This is a genomic window from Mesorhizobium sp. B263B2A, from assembly GCF_020165775.1.
Classification (GTDB): domain Bacteria; phylum Pseudomonadota; class Alphaproteobacteria; order Rhizobiales; family Rhizobiaceae; genus Mesorhizobium; species Mesorhizobium opportunistum.
This window is the reverse complement of the sequence record NZ_JAIUIU010000014.1, coordinates 1-23258: the sequence shown is the minus strand read 5'-3', so window position 1 is coordinate 23258 and position 23258 is coordinate 1. Positions and strand designations below refer to the sequence as shown.

18 protein-coding genes and 3 pseudogenes are annotated in these 23258 nt (G+C 58.0%); 3 read left to right on the top strand and 18 right to left on the bottom strand.

Annotation, left to right across the window (positions count from 1 at the left end):
• Positions 1-130: 130 nt before the first annotated feature.
• The 15 genes from LB568_RS21045 to LB568_RS33805 all read right to left on the bottom strand — a co-directional run bounded on the left by LB568_RS21045 (position 131) and on the right by LB568_RS33805 (position 17565).
• Positions 131-628, bottom strand: a complete 498-nt coding sequence (locus LB568_RS21045) for an Lrp/AsnC family transcriptional regulator (protein WP_064994209.1) — start codon at positions 626-628, stop codon at positions 131-133.
• Between the two features lie 70 nt (positions 629-698).
• Positions 699-2252 carry a fumarate hydratase gene (locus LB568_RS21040; RefSeq protein WP_064994210.1) on the bottom strand — a complete coding sequence of 518 codons (1554 nt, stop codon included), beginning with the start codon at positions 2250-2252 and terminating at the stop codon, positions 699-701.
• The gene (locus tag LB568_RS21035) at positions 2249-3682 is read right to left on the bottom strand and encodes an NAD-dependent succinate-semialdehyde dehydrogenase (protein ID WP_064994228.1); all 1434 of its coding nucleotides are present in this window, start codon (positions 3680-3682) and stop codon (positions 2249-2251) included. The genes LB568_RS21040 and LB568_RS21035 overlap by 4 nt, the downstream gene beginning before the upstream one ends.
• Positions 3683-3882: 200 nt before the next feature.
• Complete coding sequence (locus LB568_RS21030; protein ID WP_064994229.1) at positions 3883-4809, bottom strand: LysR family transcriptional regulator; 927 nt, start codon at positions 4807-4809, stop codon at positions 3883-3885.
• Between the two features lie 116 nt (positions 4810-4925).
• Positions 4926-5840: an HpcH/HpaI aldolase/citrate lyase family protein gene (locus tag LB568_RS21025; protein ID WP_086081362.1), complete on the bottom strand. Its 915-nt coding sequence runs from the start codon at positions 5838-5840 to the stop codon at positions 4926-4928.
• A gap of 118 nt (positions 5841-5958) precedes the next feature.
• On the bottom strand, positions 5959-7110 hold the full coding sequence (locus LB568_RS21020; RefSeq protein WP_064994211.1) for a CaiB/BaiF CoA transferase family protein: 1152 nt from the start codon (positions 7108-7110) through the stop codon (positions 5959-5961).
• A 15-nt stretch (positions 7111-7125) separates the two neighbouring features.
• The gene (locus LB568_RS21015; protein WP_064994231.1) at positions 7126-8376 is read right to left on the bottom strand and encodes a methylaspartate ammonia-lyase; all 1251 of its coding nucleotides are present in this window, start codon (positions 8374-8376) and stop codon (positions 7126-7128) included.
• A gap of 81 nt (positions 8377-8457) precedes the next feature.
• On the bottom strand, positions 8458-9453 hold the full coding sequence (locus LB568_RS21010) for a succinylglutamate desuccinylase/aspartoacylase family protein (protein WP_064994212.1): 996 nt from the start codon (positions 9451-9453) through the stop codon (positions 8458-8460).
• Between the two features lie 370 nt (positions 9454-9823).
• Entirely contained in the window at positions 9824-11191 is a 1368-nt protein-coding gene (locus LB568_RS21005) for a CapA family protein (protein ID WP_064994213.1), read from the bottom strand.
• A 45-nt stretch (positions 11192-11236) separates the two neighbouring features.
• On the bottom strand, positions 11237-12310 hold the full coding sequence (locus LB568_RS21000) for an ABC transporter ATP-binding protein (RefSeq protein WP_064994214.1): 1074 nt from the start codon (positions 12308-12310) through the stop codon (positions 11237-11239).
• Positions 12307-13308, bottom strand: a complete 1002-nt coding sequence (locus LB568_RS20995) for an ABC transporter ATP-binding protein (protein WP_064994215.1) — start codon at positions 13306-13308, stop codon at positions 12307-12309. Before LB568_RS20995 ends, LB568_RS21000 begins: the two co-directional genes overlap by 4 nt.
• 7 nt (positions 13309-13315) lie before the next feature.
• Positions 13316-14197, bottom strand: coding sequence for an ABC transporter permease (locus LB568_RS20990; protein ID WP_064994216.1), 882 nt, complete (start codon positions 14195-14197; stop codon positions 13316-13318).
• Position 14198: 1 nt separating this feature from the next.
• Positions 14199-15140, bottom strand: coding sequence for an ABC transporter permease (locus LB568_RS20985; protein ID WP_064994217.1), 942 nt, complete (start codon positions 15138-15140; stop codon positions 14199-14201).
• Positions 15140-16747 (bottom strand): ABC transporter substrate-binding protein, encoded by a 1608-nt coding sequence (locus tag LB568_RS20980; RefSeq protein ID WP_064994218.1) that lies wholly within the window; start codon positions 16745-16747, stop codon positions 15140-15142. The genes LB568_RS20985 and LB568_RS20980 overlap by 1 nt, the downstream gene beginning before the upstream one ends.
• 587 nt (positions 16748-17334) lie before the next feature.
• The gene (locus tag LB568_RS33805; protein ID WP_411908928.1) at positions 17335-17565 is read right to left on the bottom strand and encodes a hypothetical protein; all 231 of its coding nucleotides are present in this window, start codon (positions 17563-17565) and stop codon (positions 17335-17337) included.
• Between LB568_RS33805 and LB568_RS20970 the strand changes: the two genes are divergently transcribed.
• Positions 17560-17889 carry a hypothetical protein gene (locus LB568_RS20970; protein WP_064994219.1) on the top strand — a complete coding sequence of 110 codons (330 nt, stop codon included), beginning with the start codon at positions 17560-17562 and terminating at the stop codon, positions 17887-17889. The two genes, LB568_RS33805 and LB568_RS20970, sit on opposite strands and share 6 nt — an antisense overlap.
• A gap of 272 nt (positions 17890-18161) precedes the next feature.
• A pseudogene (locus tag LB568_RS33800) lies at positions 18162-18960 on the top strand (IS630 family transposase); the annotation flags it as partial.
• Between the two features lie 315 nt (positions 18961-19275).
• Here the strand turns inward: LB568_RS33800 and LB568_RS20955 are convergent.
• The 3 genes and pseudogenes from LB568_RS20955 to LB568_RS20945 all read right to left on the bottom strand — a co-directional run bounded on the left by LB568_RS20955 (position 19276) and on the right by LB568_RS20945 (position 22512).
• A complete protein-coding gene (locus LB568_RS20955) occupies positions 19276-20505 on the bottom strand; it encodes an ATP-grasp domain-containing protein (protein WP_084015912.1) in 1230 nt (409 codons plus the stop codon).
• Positions 20506-20734: 229 nt separating this feature from the next.
• Positions 20735-21042, bottom strand: a pseudogene (locus tag LB568_RS20950) (IS21 family transposase); the annotation flags it as partial.
• Positions 21043-21264: 222 nt separating this feature from the next.
• On the bottom strand, positions 21265-22512 hold the full coding sequence (locus tag LB568_RS20945) for an ATP-grasp domain-containing protein (protein WP_064994224.1): 1248 nt from the start codon (positions 22510-22512) through the stop codon (positions 21265-21267).
• Between the two features lie 285 nt (positions 22513-22797).
• Here LB568_RS20945 and LB568_RS20940 point away from each other — a divergent pair.
• A pseudogene (locus LB568_RS20940) lies at positions 22798-22980 on the top strand (IS21 family transposase); the annotation flags it as partial.
• Between the last annotated feature and the right edge of the window lie 278 nt (positions 22981-23258).

Here is a 23258-nt window from a genome sequence, read left to right as displayed (position 1 = left end):
TGATTACGGGCAGGCTCGACCAGTTGCCTCTTATACGGGAAGCGCTCCTTCGGGTTTCACGGGAATGCGCGTGTTTCGCCACGGAATTCGCGGAATGGAGGTCCAAACCCGCGGAATCAGGCCTGGGCGTCTACCGCTGTCTTAGTGAGGACAAGGGGATCGGTGCATTCGATTTCACAGGTTTGGTCACCACAAGGCTGTAATATTGATCAATCCCCAGCCCTGCCTGCAGCAGCCCCTCCATAAAATCTTGATAGGTAGCCATGGAAAGTGTTGCGACGCGCATCAGATAATCGATCCTTCCCCCAATTGCCCAGCAATCCAAGATTTCGGGAAAATCTTGGATCGCGACCTCGAAGTGTCTTTGGTCCTCAAGGCGATGACGGTCCAGCACGACCTCCACCATTACAAAGACCATGCCGCCAATGAGGGCTGGACTGAGCCGTGCGTAGAATCCCTCAATAATTCCTTCGGCCTCGAGTGCACGGAGACGTTCCGAGCAAGCCGACGCCGAAAGATGGACGCGCTTCGCAAGCTCGCTTTTTGAAATCCTACCGTCTGACTGAATCGCTGAAAGAATGCGGATATCCCAGGCGTCCAGGCGCAGAGGATTGGGTTTTGCCTTCATGACTTCAGCTCTTATGCCGTTGCCGACACTGGAATTGGGTTGGAACGACCGGCTCTTGGTCACGAAGGGTTCAAACGCCGATGTTGCGTGCGATGCTGTCCGCAGCCATGCGCTTTCGCCACTCAAGAGGTCCGGAATCATGAATGGAGTTTCCCTCGACATCGACAGCTGCGATGACAGGCATGTCCTTCACCTCGAATTCATAGACAGCTTCCATGCCAAGGTCTTCGAAGGCCACAAGCCGCGCTGACTTAATTGATTTTGAGATCAGGTAGGCAGCCCCTCCCACCGCGATGAGATACGGCGTTTTGTATCTTGCAATCGACTGTATTGCCGCCCGCCCTCTCTCCGCTTTGCCCACCATCGCGAAAAGCCCGGTTTCGGCTAGTACCTTTTCCGTAAAATCGTCCATTCGGCTGGAGGTCGTTGGCCCAGCCGGTCCGACGACTTCATCTCCCACCGCGCGGACGGGTCCAACGTAGTAGATAACGCGTCCCTGCAGATCGAACGGAAGCGGCTTGCCGGCGTCGATCAACTCGACGATCCGCTTGTGGGCTGCGTCACGGCCCGTCAGCATCGTTCCGGATAAAAGGAGGGTTTCCCCGCAGCGCCACGATGCTGTCTCTTCCTTCGCCAGCGTATCAAGATTGATCCTGCGTACGCCGGCTGGCCTCAATTCGTCCGTTCCAATTTCGGGCCATTCGCTCAGATCGGGCGGCTGGAGTCGGATGGGTCCATAGCCGTCCAAAGTAAACTTCAGGTGCCGGTTGGCGGCACATTGCGGGATGAGGGCAACGGGCTTGGACGCCGCATGAGTAGGATAGGTCGCAACCTTGACGTCAACGACTGTCGTCAGACCACCAAGGCCTTGGGCCCCAATACCAAGCGCGTTGATCCGCTCATAAAGCTCAATCCGCAGCCCCTCCTCTGGGCTGGACGCTCCCCTGGCAATCAGTTCCACCATATCGATGGGCTCGTTCATGGCCTCTTTGGCCAGCAGCATCGCCTTTTCAGCGCTACCACCGACGCCAACAGAGATCAGGCCGGGGGGGCACCATCCGCTGCCGAGGGTCGCCACCGTGTCGACCACCCAATCGGCAACGGATGCGCTTGGGTTCAGAGTGGTGAAACGGGCCTTGTTCTCCGAACCGCCGCCTTTTGCCGCAATGGTGATCTCAATCTTGTTACCTTGCACAAGGTCAACGTGGACGACTGCCGGCGTGTTGTCACGGGTGTTCATCCGTCGGGCAAGCGGATCGGCAACAATTGATGCCCGAAGCGGATTGTCCGGGTCGAGATATGCCTGACGGACACCGTCATTCACGAGGTCTGCGAAACTGGCTGCTGAGTTGATGCGGACGTCCATACCGACCTTGGCGAAGCACACCACAAGACCGGTGTCCTGGCACATCGGCCGCCGTCCGAAGGCCGCCATGCGGGAATTAGCCAGGATCTGTCCGATGGCATTCTTCGCCGCTCGACTCTGTTCACTCACGTAGGCCTGCGAAAGAGACCGGATGTAATCTGGAGGATGGTAATACGAGATGTACTGAAGGGCGTCGGCAACGCTCCTTGTGATATCCTTGCCGGCGATGGTCCGTGTTCTACTTCCCACCGATTTCATCCAAATGAGCTGAGACCGTTGACCATTTTGAGGATTTGGAAGCTTCGCACCCCCTGTTCGCCGCCTTCATATCCGTAGCCACTCTGCTTGACTCCCCCATAGGGCGCGTCTGCCGAGACCCCTTTCAGGTAATTCACACTGACAGCGCCTGCCGAAAGGCCATTAATCAGCTTTCGCTGCGTATTGGCAGCGTCCGTGAAGAAATAAGCGGCCAAGCCATAATCGGTGGCGTTGGCCTCCTCAATCGCCTCCTCGAGCGCATCGAACGGCGCCACAGTGAGGATCGGTCCGAACGGCTCTTCATGAAGCACTCTCGCTTCCTTCGGTACGGCCGTCAGGATGGTTGGCGGCCAGTAAAAGCCCGGTCGGTCAAGGCGGGCGCCACCGGTTTGGATGCGGGCGCCTCGTTCGACCGCATCCTTGGTCAGGCGCTGCATTGCTTCTATTCGCCGGGCGTTCGCCATCGGACCCATGTCCGTTGCAGCGTCGTCTGGTAGGCCGATCCTGATCTTGCGGACCGCCTCCGTCATCCGGGACAGAAATTCCTCATAGAGGGACCGCGCGACAAGAATCCTGCTGGGCGCATTGCAGCTCTGGCCCGCGCACTCGAACTTGTATTCCGAAATAGCCGGTACGGCCTTTGCCAGGTCGGCATCCTCGCACACAATAACCGGGGAGTGCCCACCGAGTTCGAGGATGCAGCGCTGCAAATTATTCGCCGCGAGCATGGCCAGCTGTTTTCCAACAGCGGTTGAACCGGTGAAAGTTAAAACCTTCACGATTGGCGAACTGAGCAAATGCCGCGATATATGCACCGGCACACCGAAGACCAGATTGACCACGCCGTCCGGAACGCCTGCTTGGCGCAACGATTCAACAATATGGACTGCCACGCTCGGTGTCTCTTCAGCCCCTTTGAGGATCACCGGGCAGCCTGCCGCAAGCGCAGGGGCGAGCTTGCGGGCGATGAGAACGGCCGGATAGTTCCAAGGGGTAAAGGCAGCAACGACGCCAAGGGGCTCCGGGACGACCATCCGGTTCGGACCCATCGGAATCGGGGTCGACAGCTCCTCGGCATGTCTGCCGTTCCATTCCAGCGTTTCGACAGCGCGCACATACTCACCTGTCGCTTCGGCAATCGTCTTTCCCTGTTCGGCCGACAGGTCCCTGGCCGCGGCTCCAGCCCTCTCTGCTAGAATCCTGGCGGCTGCTACGAGGATCTCGCCACGATGTTTGGCTGGCCGCGAGGACCACGCCTTGCGGCTCCGTTCTGTCGAAGCGAGAGCCTCATCCAAATCCGACACGGTCGCCGAGGCCACCGAAGCAAATACCTTCTCCGTCGCCGGATTAACCACCGGCAATGTGGCTCTGCTACCGCCGGCTCGCCATTTGCCGTTGATAAAGAGGTGGTGGCTCCTAGCGTCGGACATCGCGCGCTCCACTTAGTGAAATATTCATGCCATACAAGCGCCGTTCGATGTCAAAAACACTGAACTCGCTTGAGCCAGTTTCATCGCGATGGTCGCGGAGGGTCAAATATCGATTAGTGCCGAAATCCATCTGGAATCCAGATCGATCTGATGTTGATGGCGGGAAGCGGTCATGTCCCAGCTTCGTAGTTGAACGGTTATCAGGTCGGCTCAGCAGCCACTGCAGCCCAGCCGCGGCTCTCAATCAGTTCTCTGGCCACATTGGTGATGAGCTTACGTACCGCGCAAACGGATGCAGAACGCTCATCTTTCGGATTCACAGCAAGCACGACGGATCGGGTAATCGCCGGATCAACGATCTTGACGGTCCGGACCAGCCCTTGAGAGGCTTCTTTCTGAACCGCGGACGGAGCGAGAATAGAATAAGCCTTTCCGTCTATAACCATGTTGATGATCGTTGAGAGCGAGTCCACTTCAAACTTGACGTCCAGCGCGCAACCGTGTTGTGCGACGACGTCAGCGACTGAACGTCTGACGTTATTGCTGCGCATGGGGACCGCGAGCGGGAATGCATGCAGGTCAGCAAGAGATATAGCATCTTCGAAGGGTGGCTCACCGGACGGAACCACCAGACAAAGGTTTTCGCGCGCTAGCACCGTCATCCGCCCTACACTGTCCGCGGTGCGGTAGAGAACCGCCAGATTGAAGCGTCCAGCAGCCATCCACTCCTCTAGCGGTCCAGTCATACCCTCCACCATTTTGAGGGACACCTTGGGCAATTCGTTCCTCACTGCCTCAAGCAGCGGCCCGCTCAGAACGCGAGCCGCTCCAGATGGAATGCCCATAGTTACCTCCCCGGCAGGGGAAGAAGCTGTGTTGGTCAATTCCACCTCAGTAAGTCGAATTTCTTTGAGGATCGCCCGTGCCCGCTCGAGCAATTTGGCTCCTGACGCTGTGACGCTCACGCCAGTCCTGTCACGTATCAGCAGCTGAGTCCCGAAGCCTTCCTCCAGTTGACGCACATGCAGGCTTAGCGCGCTTTGGGCGACATTAAGGAAGCCCGCGGCTTTCGTGAAACTGCCTGCTTCGACCACGCCGACGAAGTATCTTAATTGTCTGATTTCCACGGGTACTCTTCCGAGGGCGAACTCCAATTTCGGCAATCTATCTCGAAATGCGATGGCGCGACAGCAATAATTGTGCCACGGCGCACCCAGTCGGCTCTAAATCAGCCGCACAAGACTCAAACGTCCAAGTCGGTGTCCGGACCCGCGGCGGCAATTTCTTGGGCCCTTCGAATCACCGGCGGATCGACCATCTTTCCCTCGAAGGCGAAAGCGCCTCGACCCTGCCCTGCCGCATCTTTTTGCGCCGCGAGAACACGACGGGCCCACTCGAGCTCCTGTGCGCTCGGCGAAAAGGCCTCATTGAAAATGGCCACTTGTGCCGGATGGATCGCCAAAGCTCCGGCAAAGCCAAGCCGCCGCGCATGCGCCGCGGCTTCACGAAGTTTATAGGTGTCCGAGAACTCGCCCATGCTTCCAATAAAGCCCAAAGGGAGCAATCCGGCCGCACGGGCAGCGAACAGCACGGCAAGGCTCGGGGCCAGGAGCAGATCAAATCCCGGGACGCCGCCAACAGCGGCACTGAAGTCTTCAGGACCAAGCGCCATTGCGACCATCCTTGGATGCGCCGACGCAATGGTCGCGAGCTTTCGCAAAGCGCCAGGCGTCTCGATCTGGGCGAGGAAACGTATGCGTCCCACGGGAAGATTTCTTTCCCGTTCAAGTTCCGAAACCGCATTGGCGATCTCTAAAACCCACTCTGCCGAATCCGTCTTGGGGAGAACCAATGCATCGACACCGGCCACCACAGCTGCATCGAGATCGGCCGCCAAGACGCGCAAACCTCGGTTCACGCGGACCAAAACCGATGCGCCCTTACTGCCCACCTTTGCCACAGATTCAGGAAGCTGCCGCCGTGCCTCGCCTTTTTGCTCCTGCGGAACGGAATCCTCGAGATCGAGAATGAGGCCATCAGCACCCCGCTGATGGGCCGTTGCCACAAAACGCGCAACGTGAGCGGGAACAAAGAGTAGGGATCTCCAGCGCGGTACGGGAAGCGAGCTTTCGGCGGCTGGACGGTTGTCCTTGATCATGGACTCGCCTCGCGGATATTAGCGAGAGCGATGCCAGTGAGGTTGCCGGCCGGCTGCCGGTGCTTTGCCCGGAGCAAGCACGGACTCCCGAGTGCGTCGCTCCCGACAAGCGGCGCGGTCATGCTGACACAGCTCTTTCGTGCAAACGCGCTGAAACCTCCTTGCGGACGCTCTCCGTGTGGGCGCCAAGAGCTGGAACTGGACGCAGCGACGGGTGCTCAGAGTTGAAGATTGCGGCCGGCGCTATCGTCTCCACAGTTCCTTCAGGTGTGCCAATTCCAACCCTGCGAACATGGGGATGTTTTGAAATATCCGCGACTTCATTCAGTCGCCCATATGCCAAACCGGCCGCTTCAAGCTCCTGCATCGCTTCGTGGCAGGACAATTCGGAAAACCGCCTTTCAATAATCTCGTCAAGTTGGGCACGGTGTCCGAGCCGCTCCATATTGTCTGCAAAAGTAGGTGCGCGTGTAAGCGACGGCTGCTTCAGGAATTTCTCGCAGAAATTCACCCACTCGCGGTCGTTCTGAACCGAAAAAATGACTTCCTTGTCATCGGCACAACGATAGGCGCCATACGGAGCCAGCGACGGGTGTTTCACGCCGGCGCGTACTGTGTGATAGCCGCTGTAGTCGTTCTGCAGAACCGGCACGTTCATCCAATCGGCGACGGAATCGAACAGTGACACCTGAATGCTTGTCCCTTCGCCAGTGACCTCACGGTGATACAGCGCCTGAAGAATGGCGCTATGCGCGGTCATGCCCGCCGAGATGTCGCAAACAGAGACCCCTACACGCGCTGGTCCTTGCTGGTTGCCCGTGATCGCGCATAGACCTGTTTCAGCCTGGACGATGAGATCATATGCCTTCAAATGGGAATATGGCCCTGTGTCCCCGAAACCAGAGATATCGCAGGTGATCAGCCGCGGAAAACGTCGGCGGAGATCGGCAGATCCAAAACCGAGTTTTTCGGTACTGCCCGGTTTCAGATTCTGAATAAAGACGTCCGAACCGGTAATAAGCGCGTCCAGGACTGCGCGGTCCGCTTCCAACTTCAGGTCCAGACAGACCGACTCCTTGCCCCGATTGAGCCAGACGAAGTAAGCACTCTGTCCCTGGACCAACTTGTCGTAGTTTCGGGCAAAATCACCTTCGGGCCTCTCGATCTTGATGACCCGGGCGCCCGCGTCTGCAAGGCGTGACGATGCGTAGGGTGCGGCCACGGCCTGCTCGACCGCTACGACGGTGATCCCCTCAAGAGAGTTCTGCATGCGACACCGTGCTTTTCATCCAACGTTTTCGTTTTGATTCCGACGCCTCAGGACCGCCAGCAACCGGTTCTGTTCATTCCCGACAATTGAGAATGCCTCGTCGACACCCATTCCCGGCTTTGCAAGCATCATGTCGGCCTGGGTTGCCACCGATACGTGGACCGAACCCTGGGCGGAGAGATCTGTCTCGGTACAGCTCCCGCCGACATACGCTCCGACCCCATTTTCCTTGCAAAGGAGAACGGCCCGAGCCGTGTCGGCCATGGAGCCGACATCGGGCGTCTTTATCTGAACAAGGTGCGCGGCCTTCGCTTCAGCAAAGAGCAGAATATCCTCAAGCGTATTGCATCTCTCATCGACGACAACGCGGGCGCCCGATCCCCGGTCATCCAGGATCGATACGATCCGGGCATATTTCTCAATTTGAGCTTGCGTGGAACCATAATCCGCCGGCGACTCGATATTGAGCGTGAAATCCGGAACGGTTTCTGCAACCTTGCAGATAAAGTCGGCAACGCGTCGCGGCTCCAGGCCGATTTCCTGGCCGATCCAGCCATACACATCGAAATGCAAGACCGGATGATAACCTGCGTGGCCGATTTCACCTGTCCGAGTTGCAACCCATTTGACGAATTCCATGAAGGTCTGACCGTCGACGCCGAATTTCTGGCGCGAGTTGATCAATCCGTGCGGAAGAACATCCACGCCCTTCAAAATCATCTTGTCAACATTGATTTCGCGAGCATCTCCGCTCTGGCAGTAAATCGGAACCCTACGTGTCGGTAGAGGCAGATCAAATTCATTGCATATGATCTCCGCCATCGTCGTATGATGAAGATGGGCGGCCGCGCGAAGGAGAGCTTGGCTGACGCCATACTGAATCGCGAGTGGCAACGGCTTATGTTCGTAGGGTTCGAAAACCTTCGCACAGGCATCCAGATAAAGAGATGCATCGACATCGAGAAGCCGCGGGACCACGACCCGCCACGACAAATCGGAGATTTGATTCGGATCGAAGAGCGGATCGCGTCCGCCGGCACCAGAGTACTGGACGTTCATCATGTCGCCCCAAACGACGGTGTCGTCGGCAAGGACAAGCCCGACGCTGAGCGATGATGCTGGAATGCGAATCGACTTGAACCCAGGCGTTGTCGGTACGCCGACATAGATGAAACCATCCTGGACGGCGCCGGACCTGATGGCAGCTTGATCATCATAGAAGAATGCACCGTTGCCAGGCGCAAGGACCACGTCTTTGATCTGCAATTCAGTCACCCGATTCATTCTGAGGGGATAAAATTCGTTACGCTGCTGGCCGGCGGGGCGCTGGCCGGTCGGCATTTGATCTTAGATCTTCTGCGGTCGCGCGACGATTGCTACCTCTTCGTTGACGTGCACATGCCTGCCCGATCGGATGGCTAAGACGATGGATGTTCCAGGCGCGCGGATACCAATGGGCTTAGCGGACAGCGAATCCATCGGATGCAGGATTCCTATGAGAGCTCCCTGCTTCACTTCGTCCAACACCGAGCAGCGAGGTTCGAAGATACCGGTTGCAGGCGATTTCAACTCGTCGGACGGACGAGTTTCAAGTATTTGACCGGATTTCTTTTCAAGGAATGTTGGATATTCGGCTTTGCCCTCGACCAACCCGAGCGCGATGAGCGCGTTACGCACTCCAGCCTCGAAGATCGCGAGATTATCCGCACCTACCGTGCCGCCACCAAATTCAGTGCAAACAAATACCTTGCCCTGGTTTTGGGCCAGGATATCGAACATTCCAACCGTGTCGTTATATTCCCAGACCAAAGTCACGGGCAATTTGAACGCTTCCGCCATTCTCACCGTCCTGGCCATGAGATCGCGATCGGCAATCGGATGCGTCGTGGCGGCCGGTGGAAAATCCCACGCTGGTCCGAAGCTGTGCAGATCAAATATCGTGTCGGCCATTGGCAACAATACGCGGGACACCGCATCAGCGATTCGTTCGGTCACTGACCCGTCGCCGCGGCCCGGAAACACGCGATTGAGATTCAACCCGTCGAGCGGAGTATTGCGGCTCCATGCCTGCACGGCCAATGGATTGAGCACCGGTAGGACGATAACCCTTCCACAGGTTTGCGCTTCTGGCAGCCACTCAATAAGCCGTCGCGCGACAAGTGGCCCCTCCAGTTCATTGCCATGGTTTCCGCCGGTGACAAGGAGGCGCGGTCCCTCACCTTTATTGAGACTGAAGATCGGAAGCGAAAGCTCTCCGGAGTCGGCGCCTCCCGGGACAACAAGATGCCCCCTGCTCACGCCGGGCGTCTCGAGATCAAACGTAAGATGTGGTGCTTCGCTCATTGTTCAACCTATTGCGAGTATTCAGGCGATCTGGCAGCCGGGTTCGGTTGCCGTTATGCATTTGCATTTTCCCGCGCTCGAAGTATGCGCCACACGATCGTCAATTCGCCAATATAATGTCCGGCACGGTGCCATCGCGCTTTTAGATGGAGGCCGCTTAGCTGGGACCACGGCTAGTCGATGTCCAAAAAAGAGAAAACGGGAGCGGTGAACCGTTGATACCTGTGCCTACAAAGGACTGCCATCGTGTCTGGCCACGAGGCGGGTTCTTGTAGGGCTTCTGCAGATTCTAAAGCACCACCGAGCCTGCCACGTCCTCTATTTCAGCAGATGTAAATGCCCAATCAGATGCGGCAACTTGGTCGAGCCCTCAGCGCGCCGGGGTCAATCTGATCACTCCAACATCGTTTTCGATGTTGATCTCGGTCCCGAACGGCTCGGATAAAATCCGTAGGCGCTCTAGGATGGCCTTGGCTTGAGGTGCCGAGGCGAACTGAGGGATTCCCCGGTCGGCAAACCGTTTGGAGTGGCCGAGTTCGATGGGATATAGCCGCAATTCGGCAAGTTGGTTCCGCTCGAAACGGCTTACCGTGACAATGCTTTCATAGAAGATCGGGTCTGTGAACCCTTTTGCCATCTCGGCGACCTTCACCTCCGCATCAGTATGGACGCGCGGGTCCTTAGCATATTCGTCAAACATGTCGGCGCCGGTCGGGGTCCCAAGGTCGTCCTCGAAGAAATTACCCAGGCTATAGAAAATCGGCCGGCCCCGATAGATTTCGATGCCTCGCAGCAGATGGGGCCCGTGTCCAACGTACGCGTCCGCTCCGGCGTCGATCATTTTGCGCGCAAAGGATTGCTCGTAATCTGGCGGTTCTTGGCTCAAATTACCAGGCTCGTGGCAGTGGTTGGTGACAATGCAGAAGTCAGAGAACTGCTTGCCGCGGCGAACGTTCCGCAGGATGTCGGCGACATCGCGCGAGTCGGGTTCATAGCTGTATCCCGCCTTGTCGCCCGCCTTGAAGGTCACTCCAGCGATCACGACGCATGTTGGCTCACATTCGGATTGGTAATAAACGGGCAATCCATCGCGCACTTGCCTTAGATTTTTCAGCATATCCGACGGGACCACGATGTTTTGCGCCAAGCGAAGCGGGTTGAGGCCGGGTCTACCAGGGGCCTCGCCAGCGGGATCGCACGCACGAAACATTGGCGCAAATGTTGTGGCCAACGACACCAACCCCACGCGACCGCGTGCCGTTTCGAAGAAACGCGCAGCACCAGCTTGTGCAAGGTTCTCGCCCGTCCCCGCATGGACAACACCGCTCTCATCGAGCACCCGGCTCGTCTCGCGCATGCCTTCAATGCCCCAGTCAAGAGTATGGTTGTTCGCGCGGCCCACGATGTCGAACCCCATCGCCTTCAAGTCGGGTCCGACCTCCGGCAAGCTGAGGTGATACGCGCCGCCGTATTCAGCCTGGGGATATCCCTTGAAAGATCTGCTGTCAAAGATGTTGACTTCCAGATTGCCAAAAGTGACATCAGCATCCTGAAGGATTTTGACGATAGCGCCGAAGCCGGGATCTTGAGATTTTGTCACCGCTCGAGACACGATTAGGTCGCCGACTGCTACCATCGTGAAGCCATCTTCAACGTTCGTTTGAATTGAACCAACCGTATCGTAGTTGCCGTCCTGCTGGACCAGATGAGAACTGCTCACGTGTGAATTTTCTTCCATAGTCCTTCTTCTCTTCTTTTCGCTACATTGGATTGGGTGGTCATGTCAGCGGCGCTCTCGAGATGTTCGAGCGGCGAAAGTTTCTGACATAACCATCGGATCGAGCGAATGATCCCCCGGCACAGGCATTAGATGGAGGATGTCTTGCAGCGGAGCGCGCACATGACAAGCCACGACCCGCCCATCTCCCATAGGCACCAAAGCCGGGACTTCGACACGGCAACGTTCGACCGCGAGCGGGCAGCGCGGATGAAACGCGCACCCGCTAGGCGGATGAATGGGACTTGGCACCTCACCCTCGACGGGCGCCTCCAGCCGAACGCGTGTCGGATCCGGGACCGGTGCTGCCGCGATCAGAGCCTCGGTGTAGGGATGGACCGGCTTGGCAAAGAGCGCCTCGCACGGCGCAAGCTCCACGAGCCGCCCGAGATACATGACCGCGACGCTGTGGCCGATATGCTCCACGACGCCAAGGTCATGTGAGATGAAGACAAAGGCGATGCCCATCTGCTGCTGGAGATCCAGGAGCAGGTTCAGGATCTGTGCCTGCACGGAGACGTCGAGGGCAGACACCGCTTCGTCGGCGATGATGAGAGAGGGGTTGAGCGACAGGGCGCGTGCAATGCCGAGCCGCTGACGCTGACCGCCCGACAATTCGGACGGAAGCCTGTGCATCATCTCGCGCGACATTCCGACTTTTCGGAGTAGATCCGCAGCGAGTGCGTTGCGCTGCCTTCGGCTGAGGCGCTCGAAATTCTCGACGGGTTCCGTGATGATCTGTCCGGCGGTAAGGCGCGGGTTCAGCGACGAGTAAGGATCCTGAAAGACCATCTGCATGCGACGGCGCCAGGCGCGCAGCGCGCCTTTTGTGAGGCCAGCAATATCGGTTCCCTCGATCAGCACGCGTCCGCCGGTCGGCTCGACGAGCCGCATCAGCAGTCGCGCGACTGTGGACTTGCCGCAGCCGGATTCGCCGACGATGCACAGCGTCTCCCCCGCCTCGACGCTGAAGGATACATCCTCCACCGCCCGGATCATCGGAATGCTTTTCTTGAATAGGCCCGAGCCAAGCGGATAATGCTTGGTCAGATTCTCGACTTTCAGCAGAGGACCGTTCATGCGCCCATTACCTCTTCGGCGCGCCAACAAGCTGCGGCCTGGCTCGACCCGACATCACGCAGGATGGGTGTCTTCTCGCGGCAAATATCGATCGCGAAGGGGCAGCGTGGTGCAAAGCTGCAGCCGACAATGGGCTCGCGCAGGTTTGGCACCACGCCGGGTATCTCCGGCAGGCGGTGCTCGCGGCCGCGCCGCCGGTCGGGCACCGATCGCATAAGCCCTTGAGTGTAAGGATGCGCCGGTCGCGCAAACAGGTCGATGACGTTGGCCTGTTCCACGATACGACCGGCATACATCACAATCACGCGCTGGCAGGTCTCGGCGACGACGCCGAGGTCATGTGTGATGAACATCACGGCCGTTCCCGTGCGCTCCTTCAGATCGACGATCAGCCGCAGGATCTGCGCCTGGATGGTGACGTCGAGCGCCGTCGTCGGCTCATCGGCGATCAACAGTTCCGGCGAGCAGGCCAGAGCCATGGCGATCATGGCGCGCTGGCGCATGCCGCCCGACATTTCATGGGGGTAGTTGTTGACGCGACGCTCAGGGTCCGCGATGCGGACGAGACGTAGCATCTCTTCGGCTTTCTTCATGGCCGCCGGGCGGGAAGCCTTGGTGTGGATCTGAACCGCTTCGGCGATCTGGTGCCCGACCGTATAGACCGGGTTTAAGCTCGTCATCGGCTCCTGGAAGATCATGGCGATCCGGTCGCCGCGGATCTTGCGCATCTCCCGATCGGACAGTCCAAGCAGGTCGCGACCCTGGAAGCGGACCTCGCCGCCAACGGTCCTGGCGCCCCGCTTTGGCAACAGGCGAAGGATCGACAGGGCCGTCACGCTCTTCCCGCATCCGGATTCGCCGACGACGCCGAGCGTCTCGCCTTTCTTGACCTGGAAACTGATGCCGCCCAGCGCACGGGTGACGCTGTCTTCGCCAAAGAAATGCGTTTCGAGGTCTCGCACCTCGAGCAGCAGGTCGTTTCCTAGCCTTTGATGCATCTGCGTGTCAGCGCCTCTGCCTGGCGCGGGGATCGAACAGGTCGCGCAGGCCGTCCCCGAGCAGGTTGACGGCAAGGACGGTGACGGCCAGGCAGATACCGGGGGCAAAGATCGTCAACGGCGCGATGGCGAGATAAAGCCGCGAGCTGGCGATCATGTTGCCCCAGCTCGGAATCTCGGGCGGAACGCCTACGCCAAGAAAGCTGAGCCCCGCCTCCGTCAGGATCGCGCTGGCGCAGACAGTAGCGCCCTGCACCATCAGCGCCGGAATAGTGCTGGGCAGGATATGACGCCACAGCACCCTTGTCAGGCGCGCCCCGCCGCACAGCGCGGCCTCAACATAGGGGCGCTCGCGAACCCCCAGCACCACCGACCGGACCAGCCGTGCGACGGCTGGGGTCTCGGGGATCGCGATCGCGACGATCAGGATGCCGAGCCCCGGACCTGTTAGAGAAATGAGCGCAATCGCCAGCAGGATCGTCGGGATCGACATCAGCCCGTCCATGATCCGCATGACGACATTGTCGAAGCTGCGGCTGTAACCAGCGATGACACCGATCAGGAGCCCGATCAGGGAAGCGCTCGCCGCCGACAGCAGCCCGACCAGGAGCGAGATGCGGGCCCCGAAGATCGTTCGCGCAAACACATCCCGCCCGAGATTGTCGCTGCCGAACCACATTTCGGCGGAAGCCGGCTGCAGCCGCTTGAACGGATCCATGTTCCCCGGATCGCCGGCGTAAACCCGCGCCGCCAGCGTCAGGATGATCAGAAGCCCCAGTAGGCCGCCGCCTGTCAGGACGAGCGGATGACGCCTTGCTAGACGCGGAAGATCAGACAGGCGCAGTCGCCTCGCCGGGACATCTTCAACTGGTGCCGACAAAATCGTCATATCAGTACCGTATACGAGGATCGATCAGGGTGTAGGCCAGATCGACCGTGAGGTTGATGAGCACGTATAGACCCGAGGTCACGATCAGCACGCTCTGGATGATCGGATAGTCGCGGTTGCTGATAGCATCGACGACCAGCCGGCCGATGCCGGGTATGTTGAACACCGTTTCGGTGAGGACCACGCCGCCGATCAGATAGGCGAAGCTGATGCCGATCACCGTCAGGATCGGGACGCCGGCATTCTTGAGGGCGTGGTGGATAAGCATGGCATAGGACGAAGCGCCCTTGGCGGCCGCCGTTCGTATGTAGTCTTCCGACAGCACCTCAAGCATGCTCGCCCGCGTCACCCGGGCGATGAACGCAATGAAGCCAAGACTTAACGCCACGGTGGGCAGCACCAGATGCACGAACCACGGCCCGAGGCCACTCTCGATCGGCAGGTAGCCCTGAACCGGCAGCCAATGTGTTCTGATGGCGAAGAAATATATCAGAAAATAGCCGATGACAAAGACCGGGACCGAATAGCCAAATGCCGAGAAGACCGCGAGCAGGCGGTCGATGAGCCCGCCGGTTCGCCACGCGGCAAGAATGCCGAATGAGACTCCGACCGTCACCGAAAGGATCATCGTCAGCATCGACAGCGAAAGGGTCGGCTCAAGCCGCTGCGACATCAGATCGAGAACGGGTCGGCCCGCAAAGATCGAGGTGCCGAAATCGCCGCCCAGCATGTCGCGCACCCAATGCATGAACTGAACCGGCATGGGATCGTTCAGGCCGAGCTTTTCGCGGATGCCGGCGATCATGTCGGCCGTCGCCGACTTGCCGGCGATGATCGCTGCCGGGTCGCCGGGCGCCATCCTGAGCAGCAGAAAGACGAAGATCCCGACCATCACCATGACAGCGATCGCCGAAACCAATCTGCGCAGGATGTAGGCCGCCATTAGGCGGAGGCTTTCCGCATGTTCCACATGGGGACTATCTGCGGCATGCCGATGAGATCTGTGAGTGACTTGCGGTGCGCGACCGGCGAGACATATGTTCCCAACCTCACGTCGCCGACAAAGTCCCACCAGATTGGTTGCATCTTGCGGGCCAGTGCCTTTCGCTCATCGAGCGTTGCGACATCTGCCCATTTGGCCCGCAGCGCCTCATACTCATCGTTCTTCGGCCAGCCGTACCAAGCGTCGTCTCCATTCGCGAGGAGAAGGGGGCTGGCGAGCGGATTACCTAGCGAATAATCGAATTCGGCCGTGATAAACATACTCCAGCCGCCGTTCTCAACGGGGTCCTTTTTCGCTCGGCGCGCGGTCAGTCCGCCCCAATCCATAGGCGCAAGCTCGGCATTGATGCCGATCTTGCGCAGTTCAGCTGCCAGAAACTGCGAGGCATTGTCGGACTCGCGCCAGTCGGTCGGATCGAGAATGACCACCTTCTCGCCGGCGTATCCAGCCTCCTTGAATAGCTGCTTGGCTTTTTCCGGGTCACCACCCTTCTTGTACCATCCCGTGTCCTCCTCGTTGGACACGAGCGTATCCTTGCCGAATATCGAAGTGACGGTGTCGACGTATTTTGGGTCTGGGTACATGATCCGCATGAACGCTTCCTGATCAATGAGGTGAAGCACCCCTTGGCGCGCCTTGATGTTATTGAACGGCGGATGCAGGAAGTTCATGCGAAGCACCACGTCCCAGCCCTGCTTGTCCAGAACCTGAAGTGCAAGATTGAGATCGCCCTCGATCACCGAGAACAGATCGGCTGGTGGCGACTCTACGTAATCGACCTCGCCTGCTTGCAAAGCCGCCATTGCCGTCTGCTGGTCAGCGATAACATCCCAGATGACGCGATCGACATTGACGACCTTCCCCCCGGCCAATCCCTCGGTCGGCTCCTTGCGTGGAACGTATTTTTCATTGCGATCATAGGTGATGCTCGCGCCTGGCTTGGCAAGAGCTTCATTGAACCTGAACGGGCCCGATCCGATATTCGTGGTCACCTGCTCCGTCGCGGGGCGATTCGCATCCTTCTCGCGCATTATGAAAAGGCATGGCGGCGTAAGGTCTGCCAGGATATCGATCAAAATCCCAAGCGATTCCTTGAGCGCGATCGTGAAGGTCTTCCCGTCCTTCGTCGAGATATCGCTGGCGCGAGCCATGATCAGCTGGCCGCCGGGATGCACCTGGCCCCAGCGACGGATCGAGGCCACACAATCCGCCGCGGTCACGGGGGTGCCGTCGTGCCAGCTGAGCCCCTCCCGCAATTCGAATGTATAAGTCTTCTTGTCGTCTGAAACGCCCCATTTCCCTACCATTTGCGGCCGCGGCATAAACTTGGAGTCGAGCGAGAACAGCGTGTCGTAAATCGCCGCCCCGTGGTCGGCGGTGATGTTCGTCGCCGTCCAGATCGGGTCAAACACACGCAGGTCGCCCTTCACCATATGCACCGTCCGCGCTGAGGCTGGCGATGTCTGCGCCCGCAGGACCGAAGGGATTGATAAAGCCGTTCCGGTGACCAAGCCCACTTTAATTAGGTCGCGTCGAGAGACTGTCATGTTCCAGTTCCCCTTAAATTAGTGGCGAGGCGGATCCGCGCCTGTGGGCAAATCTCGGAAAGTCTGACGTTCCCAATTGCAGGCTCTTATGACGACTTTCCGCCTACCAATCAGCATCACTCGCAAGCGGTCGTCAAATGCAGTTTGTATATGTCGTCATCTAAAAGCGAGATGGATAGCTGTCGAACGCAGCGCCGATCTGCGAAGCGGCACGCGGCCGGCGATACAATTCGGCCTGACCGAGAGTAAGACGCAGCGTGTTAGGTCTTCGCGCCGATTTCCGGCGGATCTTCCGATATCATGGATGAAGAACAGCGGCCTTCATCGCTTGGATGCTAACCTTGCGGAACAGGGAGTTTTCCTGGTCCGCTCCGAAAGCAGGGGCAGATCGCCTTCTGGCCACTCAGCGACGCCGAATGGATCGCGAAATTGATGATATCGGGACGGAGATCGAACGGCGACAATCTAGTCTACTAATTTGGCGTTGTCCGGGCCTCAATCACAGCGGGGAATGGCTACGACCGAGTACGAGAAGGAGGCGCCGCCACCAATCGTGCGACTGTGTTCAATGCGGGCCGGGCGTAGCGCTACGGATTTCGAGTGATTCCCGTCTCTCTGCAATCAAACACACGTAAACTGTCGGATCTTACAGCAGTTTTAGGAGAAACCTCTAGGCGCCTTCTAGTCCCTTTCTCGAACACTATGTCATCTACGTAGTGAAACCCAATCTTCAGATTTTTGATGAGCGAGCGAGTGTTACCTGGGCGAACGAACGCAGTCACTTTATTAATTTCTAAATAGTCGAAAGCAAATTGCACTACCGCTCTCCCAGCTTCGACCGCGATGCCTTTCCCGGAGGCAGCAAGGTGGAGGCGGGTTACAATTTACACGTTGCTCTCCTCTACGGAGTCTCCCCGTACAAGTCCACAGTAACCAGCGAATTTTTTGGCCTTACCCTCGTCTTTGATATCGATTATCCAATAGCCGAAACGATGATGCTGCCAATGATTGATGAACTGAAGAAGCTCAGCTTTCGTCTGCTCTATTGTCGGAGAGACTCCGTCTCTGATGGCGTTTACCACGAACGGATCGCTATGCAGTCCATGCAGAAGAATCTCGTCGCAATGCGACGGACACCTTAGGATGAGGTGGGACGTTTCGAGGGTGTACATCGGAAGATTCCTCTCTGGGCTGGCACTTTATAGTTTACGGAAGCTTAACAAAGTTTGAGCCATAACCTTTGAATGCGCGCTCCTTGGTTTAGATTTCTATGAACTCCCTTGTTTCGGGATGCTGTCGTTTTTTAAGATTCACTGATAGGCGCGGTTAATGCACGCTGGTATTGCTGAAGGCACCTAATGGTCTCCGCCTGACATAAGAGTTCTGGGGTAGAATTACCTGCTGCCTGTGCATCATGCGCGGTAGAATATCTCTAGCCGTCTCGCCTTCTGATCATCGGCGGCTGACCGCCCTGGTCATCGACCGCAACAGTCCGCAGAAGAATGTCTGGCGTGCCGAGACCGTGCTGTTGAGCGCCGATGGTGTTGGCACCGTCGAAATCATGCGGCGGACCGGCAAGTCCAAAACGTCTGGCGGTTGACAGCGAGCGCTTCGCAGAGGAAGGCTTTGAAAAACTGCTGCGCACAAGAAGCGGCCCTCGCGCACCCCCCGCTCGGCCCGGATGTCGCCGAACGCGTTGTTGCGCTCACGCTCGAAGACCCGCCCGCCGAGACGACGCGCTGGACGGCCGCCATGATGGCGAAGGTAGCCGACATCAGCGCCAGCGCCAGCCAGCGCATCGGGAAGGCGTATGGTCTTCAGCCACACCGCTCGCGGCAGTTCAAGCTCTCCAACGATCCGACATTTGTCGACAAACGGCGCGATGTCTCGGGCTTTACGTCGGTCCGCCGTCTGATGAAATTTTGCAGATCCAGGCGCCGGACCGAAGCCCCAGCCTGGCCTGTCCATGAAGCTGGGAGGCGGGGGCACCATGGCGCATGACTAGAAGTAGCACGGCACCACCGCTCTCTTTGCCGTGACCAACTTGCTCGACGGCGCGGCCGCAACATGCAGCGGCACCGCCACCAGTAGTTCATTCGCTTCCTCAATGACATCAACGCCGAAAGGCCGGCCAACAAGGCCGTCCAGTCTCGACAACTACTTGCTCACAGCTACCGAAAGTGCGCGCGTGGCGGCATCAGCGCTTCGCCTTCCGTTAATCGCAACGAATTTCCTAACCCTGGCCAAAGTGTACGGGCCGCGGCTTTGATGTACGGGCTCATATTTCAGAAGCACCGCTCATTGCAGGTCCAAATCTCACGCGAAGCTCTTCGTCGCTGCTTAGCGGCCAGACTTGTGGCGGGCACAACTAGGCGCTGAAGTCCCTTGCTGCTCTCCCCGATCCTGGATTCCGTGTCAGGACTTGGTAAAATCAGAAAATACTTCTCCCCTACTGCGATAAAGCTTTCATTATCTCCTATCTGCCGCACCTTCGCTTCCGGCCCAGAAGAACGAACTGAAGATTATTACTAGTCCCCAACTGGTGGAAACGGTGTGATCGACCAATTGATTAAATCGACAGCACGCTGAAGGGCGATCTCGGTCTCAGCAAGGCGCGGGGAAACAGCTATGACCCATCCTAGCGAGTCTCGGTAATCACCTTGCCTGACAATCGGCGTCTTGGGTTCAACATACAATTTGACCGCGGCGACACCTGGTACAGCAGCCGCCAGACTGTCGCCATCAATCCAATCGAGGATGCCATCGCGATCAGGAAGCAGGCACCGCCAGGCAGCAATGTGAGACTGCCTTCTGCGCAAATCCCATTCCTTACCAATGACAAGCTTGATGTGCTCGGCGATGAGATCGACGCCGTAGGCCAGCTGAACCGCATCAGGACCGCCACCAAGACGCGGATTGACTTCAATGACGACCGGGCCCCGCTTGGTCCACCGGAGTTCAACGCACGTTGGTCCCCAGCCAAGGTCGAGAGCTGGCAAACAACTCAGCGAAACGTTGGCGATACGCTCATGCTCCTCATCAGCAAGCGGTGCTGGAAAGATGCCTTCACGGAAGACGAAATGCGGTGGGCGGTCGAAATCAGCGGCCTCAATCCCAAACACCTCATTTCCCATTATATGAACAATATAATGGGGGCCTTGTGCGAATTCTTCGACCAGTATCCTCGACGAAGACTGCAATACGTGCTTCCCGCCCAACAGAAAGGCTGTATATTGAGCCACCTCTTCGACGGTACGGCCCAATCGGACACCGATGCTGCCGCTGCCTACCGTAGGCTTCAGAACTACCGGCAGGCCGAGCTCCGCAGCGCAGCTTTCAACCTCCGCCGCATTCGCTGCGAGGCGATATGCAGGTATCGGAACCCCAGCCTCCGCAAGGAGCTGACGTTGAGTGAATTTGTCGCAGCATCGTTCAATCGATGCGGGGTTCGGTCCTGGTAGATTGAAATGCCGGCAGAGCTTGCCAACTGTCGCATAGACCGACTCGTCGTCACCCGCAAACCCAGTAATGCCAGCAATGCCGTACGTTGCATGCAACCAGGAACATTCGCGGATCAGCGCATCGAGATCGTCTGTATTGACCCGGATTGCCTCAACGTTTTCCACCGCAAGATAGTTATACCGGTCTGGATCGGCTGAAAGGGTAACTGGATGAAGACCTAGACGCTGGGCCGCCTGGATATATAACGGACCATTGCTCCTTGAGCCTTCAATCAGGATGAGCGCTCTTCTCGCCATGGCTGTTAACTCCGATGTTGTGTGCTGTTGGGCGTCTGAGGCGTAAAAGCAACATCACAGCTTTTTGCTGTACCCCGGCTTAATCTACCACAGTCAGATACCTGCGATCGCGAAGACTTGTGAGTTTTTCATGCAAGATCTGTTACACGACGGAATTAGTCGATTCCTCGGTGGTGATGCTGCACAGCAGGGCATGGCCTAGGAGCCTGTCCGACACGCGGGCTGGGGTCGCTTGTAGCTGGCCCTCGATCCCGTCCGGCAGCTTTTGAATGAGGCTCCCAAAGGCGAAGGTCAGATTGGATGCGCCCAGCACCGCGACAAAAATCTGCGCCGGTAAATGACGCCGGTCGCCGGATCGATCACCGGGACCGTGTGCCCGGAATAGCCCGTCTGCATCACCGCGCCCGCCGCATGCCGATTGCTGAATGTCGCGCTCGTCCGGCGTTCGAAAGCGGCGAAGTGCTCGCAGAACCAGGTGTAGCCGTAGCCGTCGGGATGGACGGCGCGATACTCCTGCCACAATAGCGTCAGCGCCACTGTTTCGTCATCATTCCCGAGAATTGCAATGGAGCCGGAGCGTCAGACGAAAGCAGGGGTCCCTGCGTTCGAAGAGCGCTTGGTCAGGACAACCCAGACATGCGCCATCTTGGCGGCAAGTGCGACAACAGCTTTGTTCCGGTGCATATCGATCATCTGCAAGGCCTGGAAAAAAGAGCCCGGACGATTCACACTCCATCCGCTCCGCGCTACCTAACTGCGCTAGGAGTAAGGGGCTGCAGGCTGTTCCTGTTCATTCACACTCGGAAATGGTGTGATCGACCAGCTAACTAAGTCGACGGCACGCTGAAGTATTGCCTGGGTCTGAGCAAGGTTGGGCGAAACGGCCATGACAGATCCGAGAGAGTCTCGGTAATCACCTTTCCTGACGATCGGCTTGTTGGGTTCAACATAGAATTTGACCTCAGCGACACCTGGTACAGCAGCGGCCTGACTGCCGTTGTCGATCCAATCGAGGGTGCCATCGCGGTCGGGAAGTAGGTTCCGCCAGCCCGCAACGTTTGAGTGCGTTTTGCGCAAATTCCATTCATTGCCGATGACAAGCTTGATGTGCTCCGTAATGAGATCGACACCGTCAGCCAGCTGGATGTGTTGAGGACCGCCACCAAGGCGCGGATTGACTTCAATGACGACTGGACCAACCTTCGTCCACCGGAGTTCAACGAAGCTTGGCCCCCAGCCAAGGCCGAGAGCGCGCAAACAGCTCAGCGATACATCGGCCATGCGTTTCTGCTCGTGACCAGTAAGCGGTGCCGGATAGATGCCCTCACGAAAGACAAAATGGGGTGGACGGTCGAAGTCAGCAGCCTCAATCCCAATAACCTCATTTCCCATAATATGGGTGGCATAATAAGGTCCTTGTGCGAATTCTTCCACGAGTATTCTCGGGGAAGACCGCCATGTGTACTTACCGCCCAACAGATAGGTGGTATGTTCGGCTACTTCGTCCACATTGCGGCACAATCGGACACCGCTGCTGCCGGTGCCTACGGCCGGTTTGAGAATCACTGGGAGGCCAATTTCGGCGGCAGCGATTTCTGCATCCGCGGTGTTCATTGCCAAGCGATAAGCAGGCATTGCCACGCCAGCCTCAGCGAGGAGCTGACGTTGAAGGAATTTATCACAGCATCGTTCAACCGATTCGGGGTCCGGGCCCGGTAGGTCGAAGTGCCGGCAGAGCTTGCCAACCATCGCATAAATCTCTTCCTCGGCGCCCGTAATGCCTGCAATCTTATAGGTCGCACGCAGCCGGGAACATACGTGGATCAGCGCATCGAGATTGGCTGTATCGACAGGGATTGTATCAACGCTTTCTGCTGCAAGGTAGCCGTACGGAGCTGGATCAGCCGACAGGGTAATTGGATGAAGACCAAGACGCTGGGCCGCTTGGACGAATAGCAGACCCATACTCCTATGGCCTTCAACCATGATGAGCGCTCTTCTTGTCATTGGCCCTGACCTTTATTGCATGCTATGCGGTGGTCCGAGCGTAAAAAGCATCAGCTCCTTATCGCTCCCGGACCTCAGATTTGGCGGTGAAGTTATCACTGTCGGCGGCCTGCGGTTGCAAAGATTCGCTAAGCTTTAGTTTAAGATTCAACGATTAACGCTGCAGCCGTTGCAGCGCGGCGCGCTCTGACAAAGCTGCGTGCCGACGTTCCGGCGAAGCAGCTGTGGCGCATTTTGTCAGGCCCGGAGAGTTCTGGTGTCCGCCCGCGGTCGCGGCGTCGTTGATCCTTCTTCTCGAACGCCGAGCTCAACGCGGCGATCGCCTAACTGCTAGAGAATCTGAACAATCGGCCGATGCGCCATGTCGGCCAAAGCCGCCGCGAACTGTTCGAGGAGATCGAGCGGGCCGCCTTGAAGCCGCTGCCGGCGGCCGTTCTAATACCCGAGTGGAAGTCGGCGAAGGTCCACCTGACATCGAGTCCGACAAATGCTTCCCTATAATCTTGCTCCCCTATAATCTGCCACGGCTCGTCCTACTGTGATGAGGATCGGCTCGGCCCGCCCGAGTAACCCTCGGACGCGCAGTGTAGGGCGAGCCACCTCACCGGCAGAAGCGGACATACGGTCTTACTCTCGATCAGCATCTGCTCACGAAGGTTGCGGTCAAGTGTAAGACCGTATGTCCGCTTCTGCCGGTGAGGTGGCTCACCCTACACTGCGCGTCCGAGGGTTGCTCGGGCGGTCCG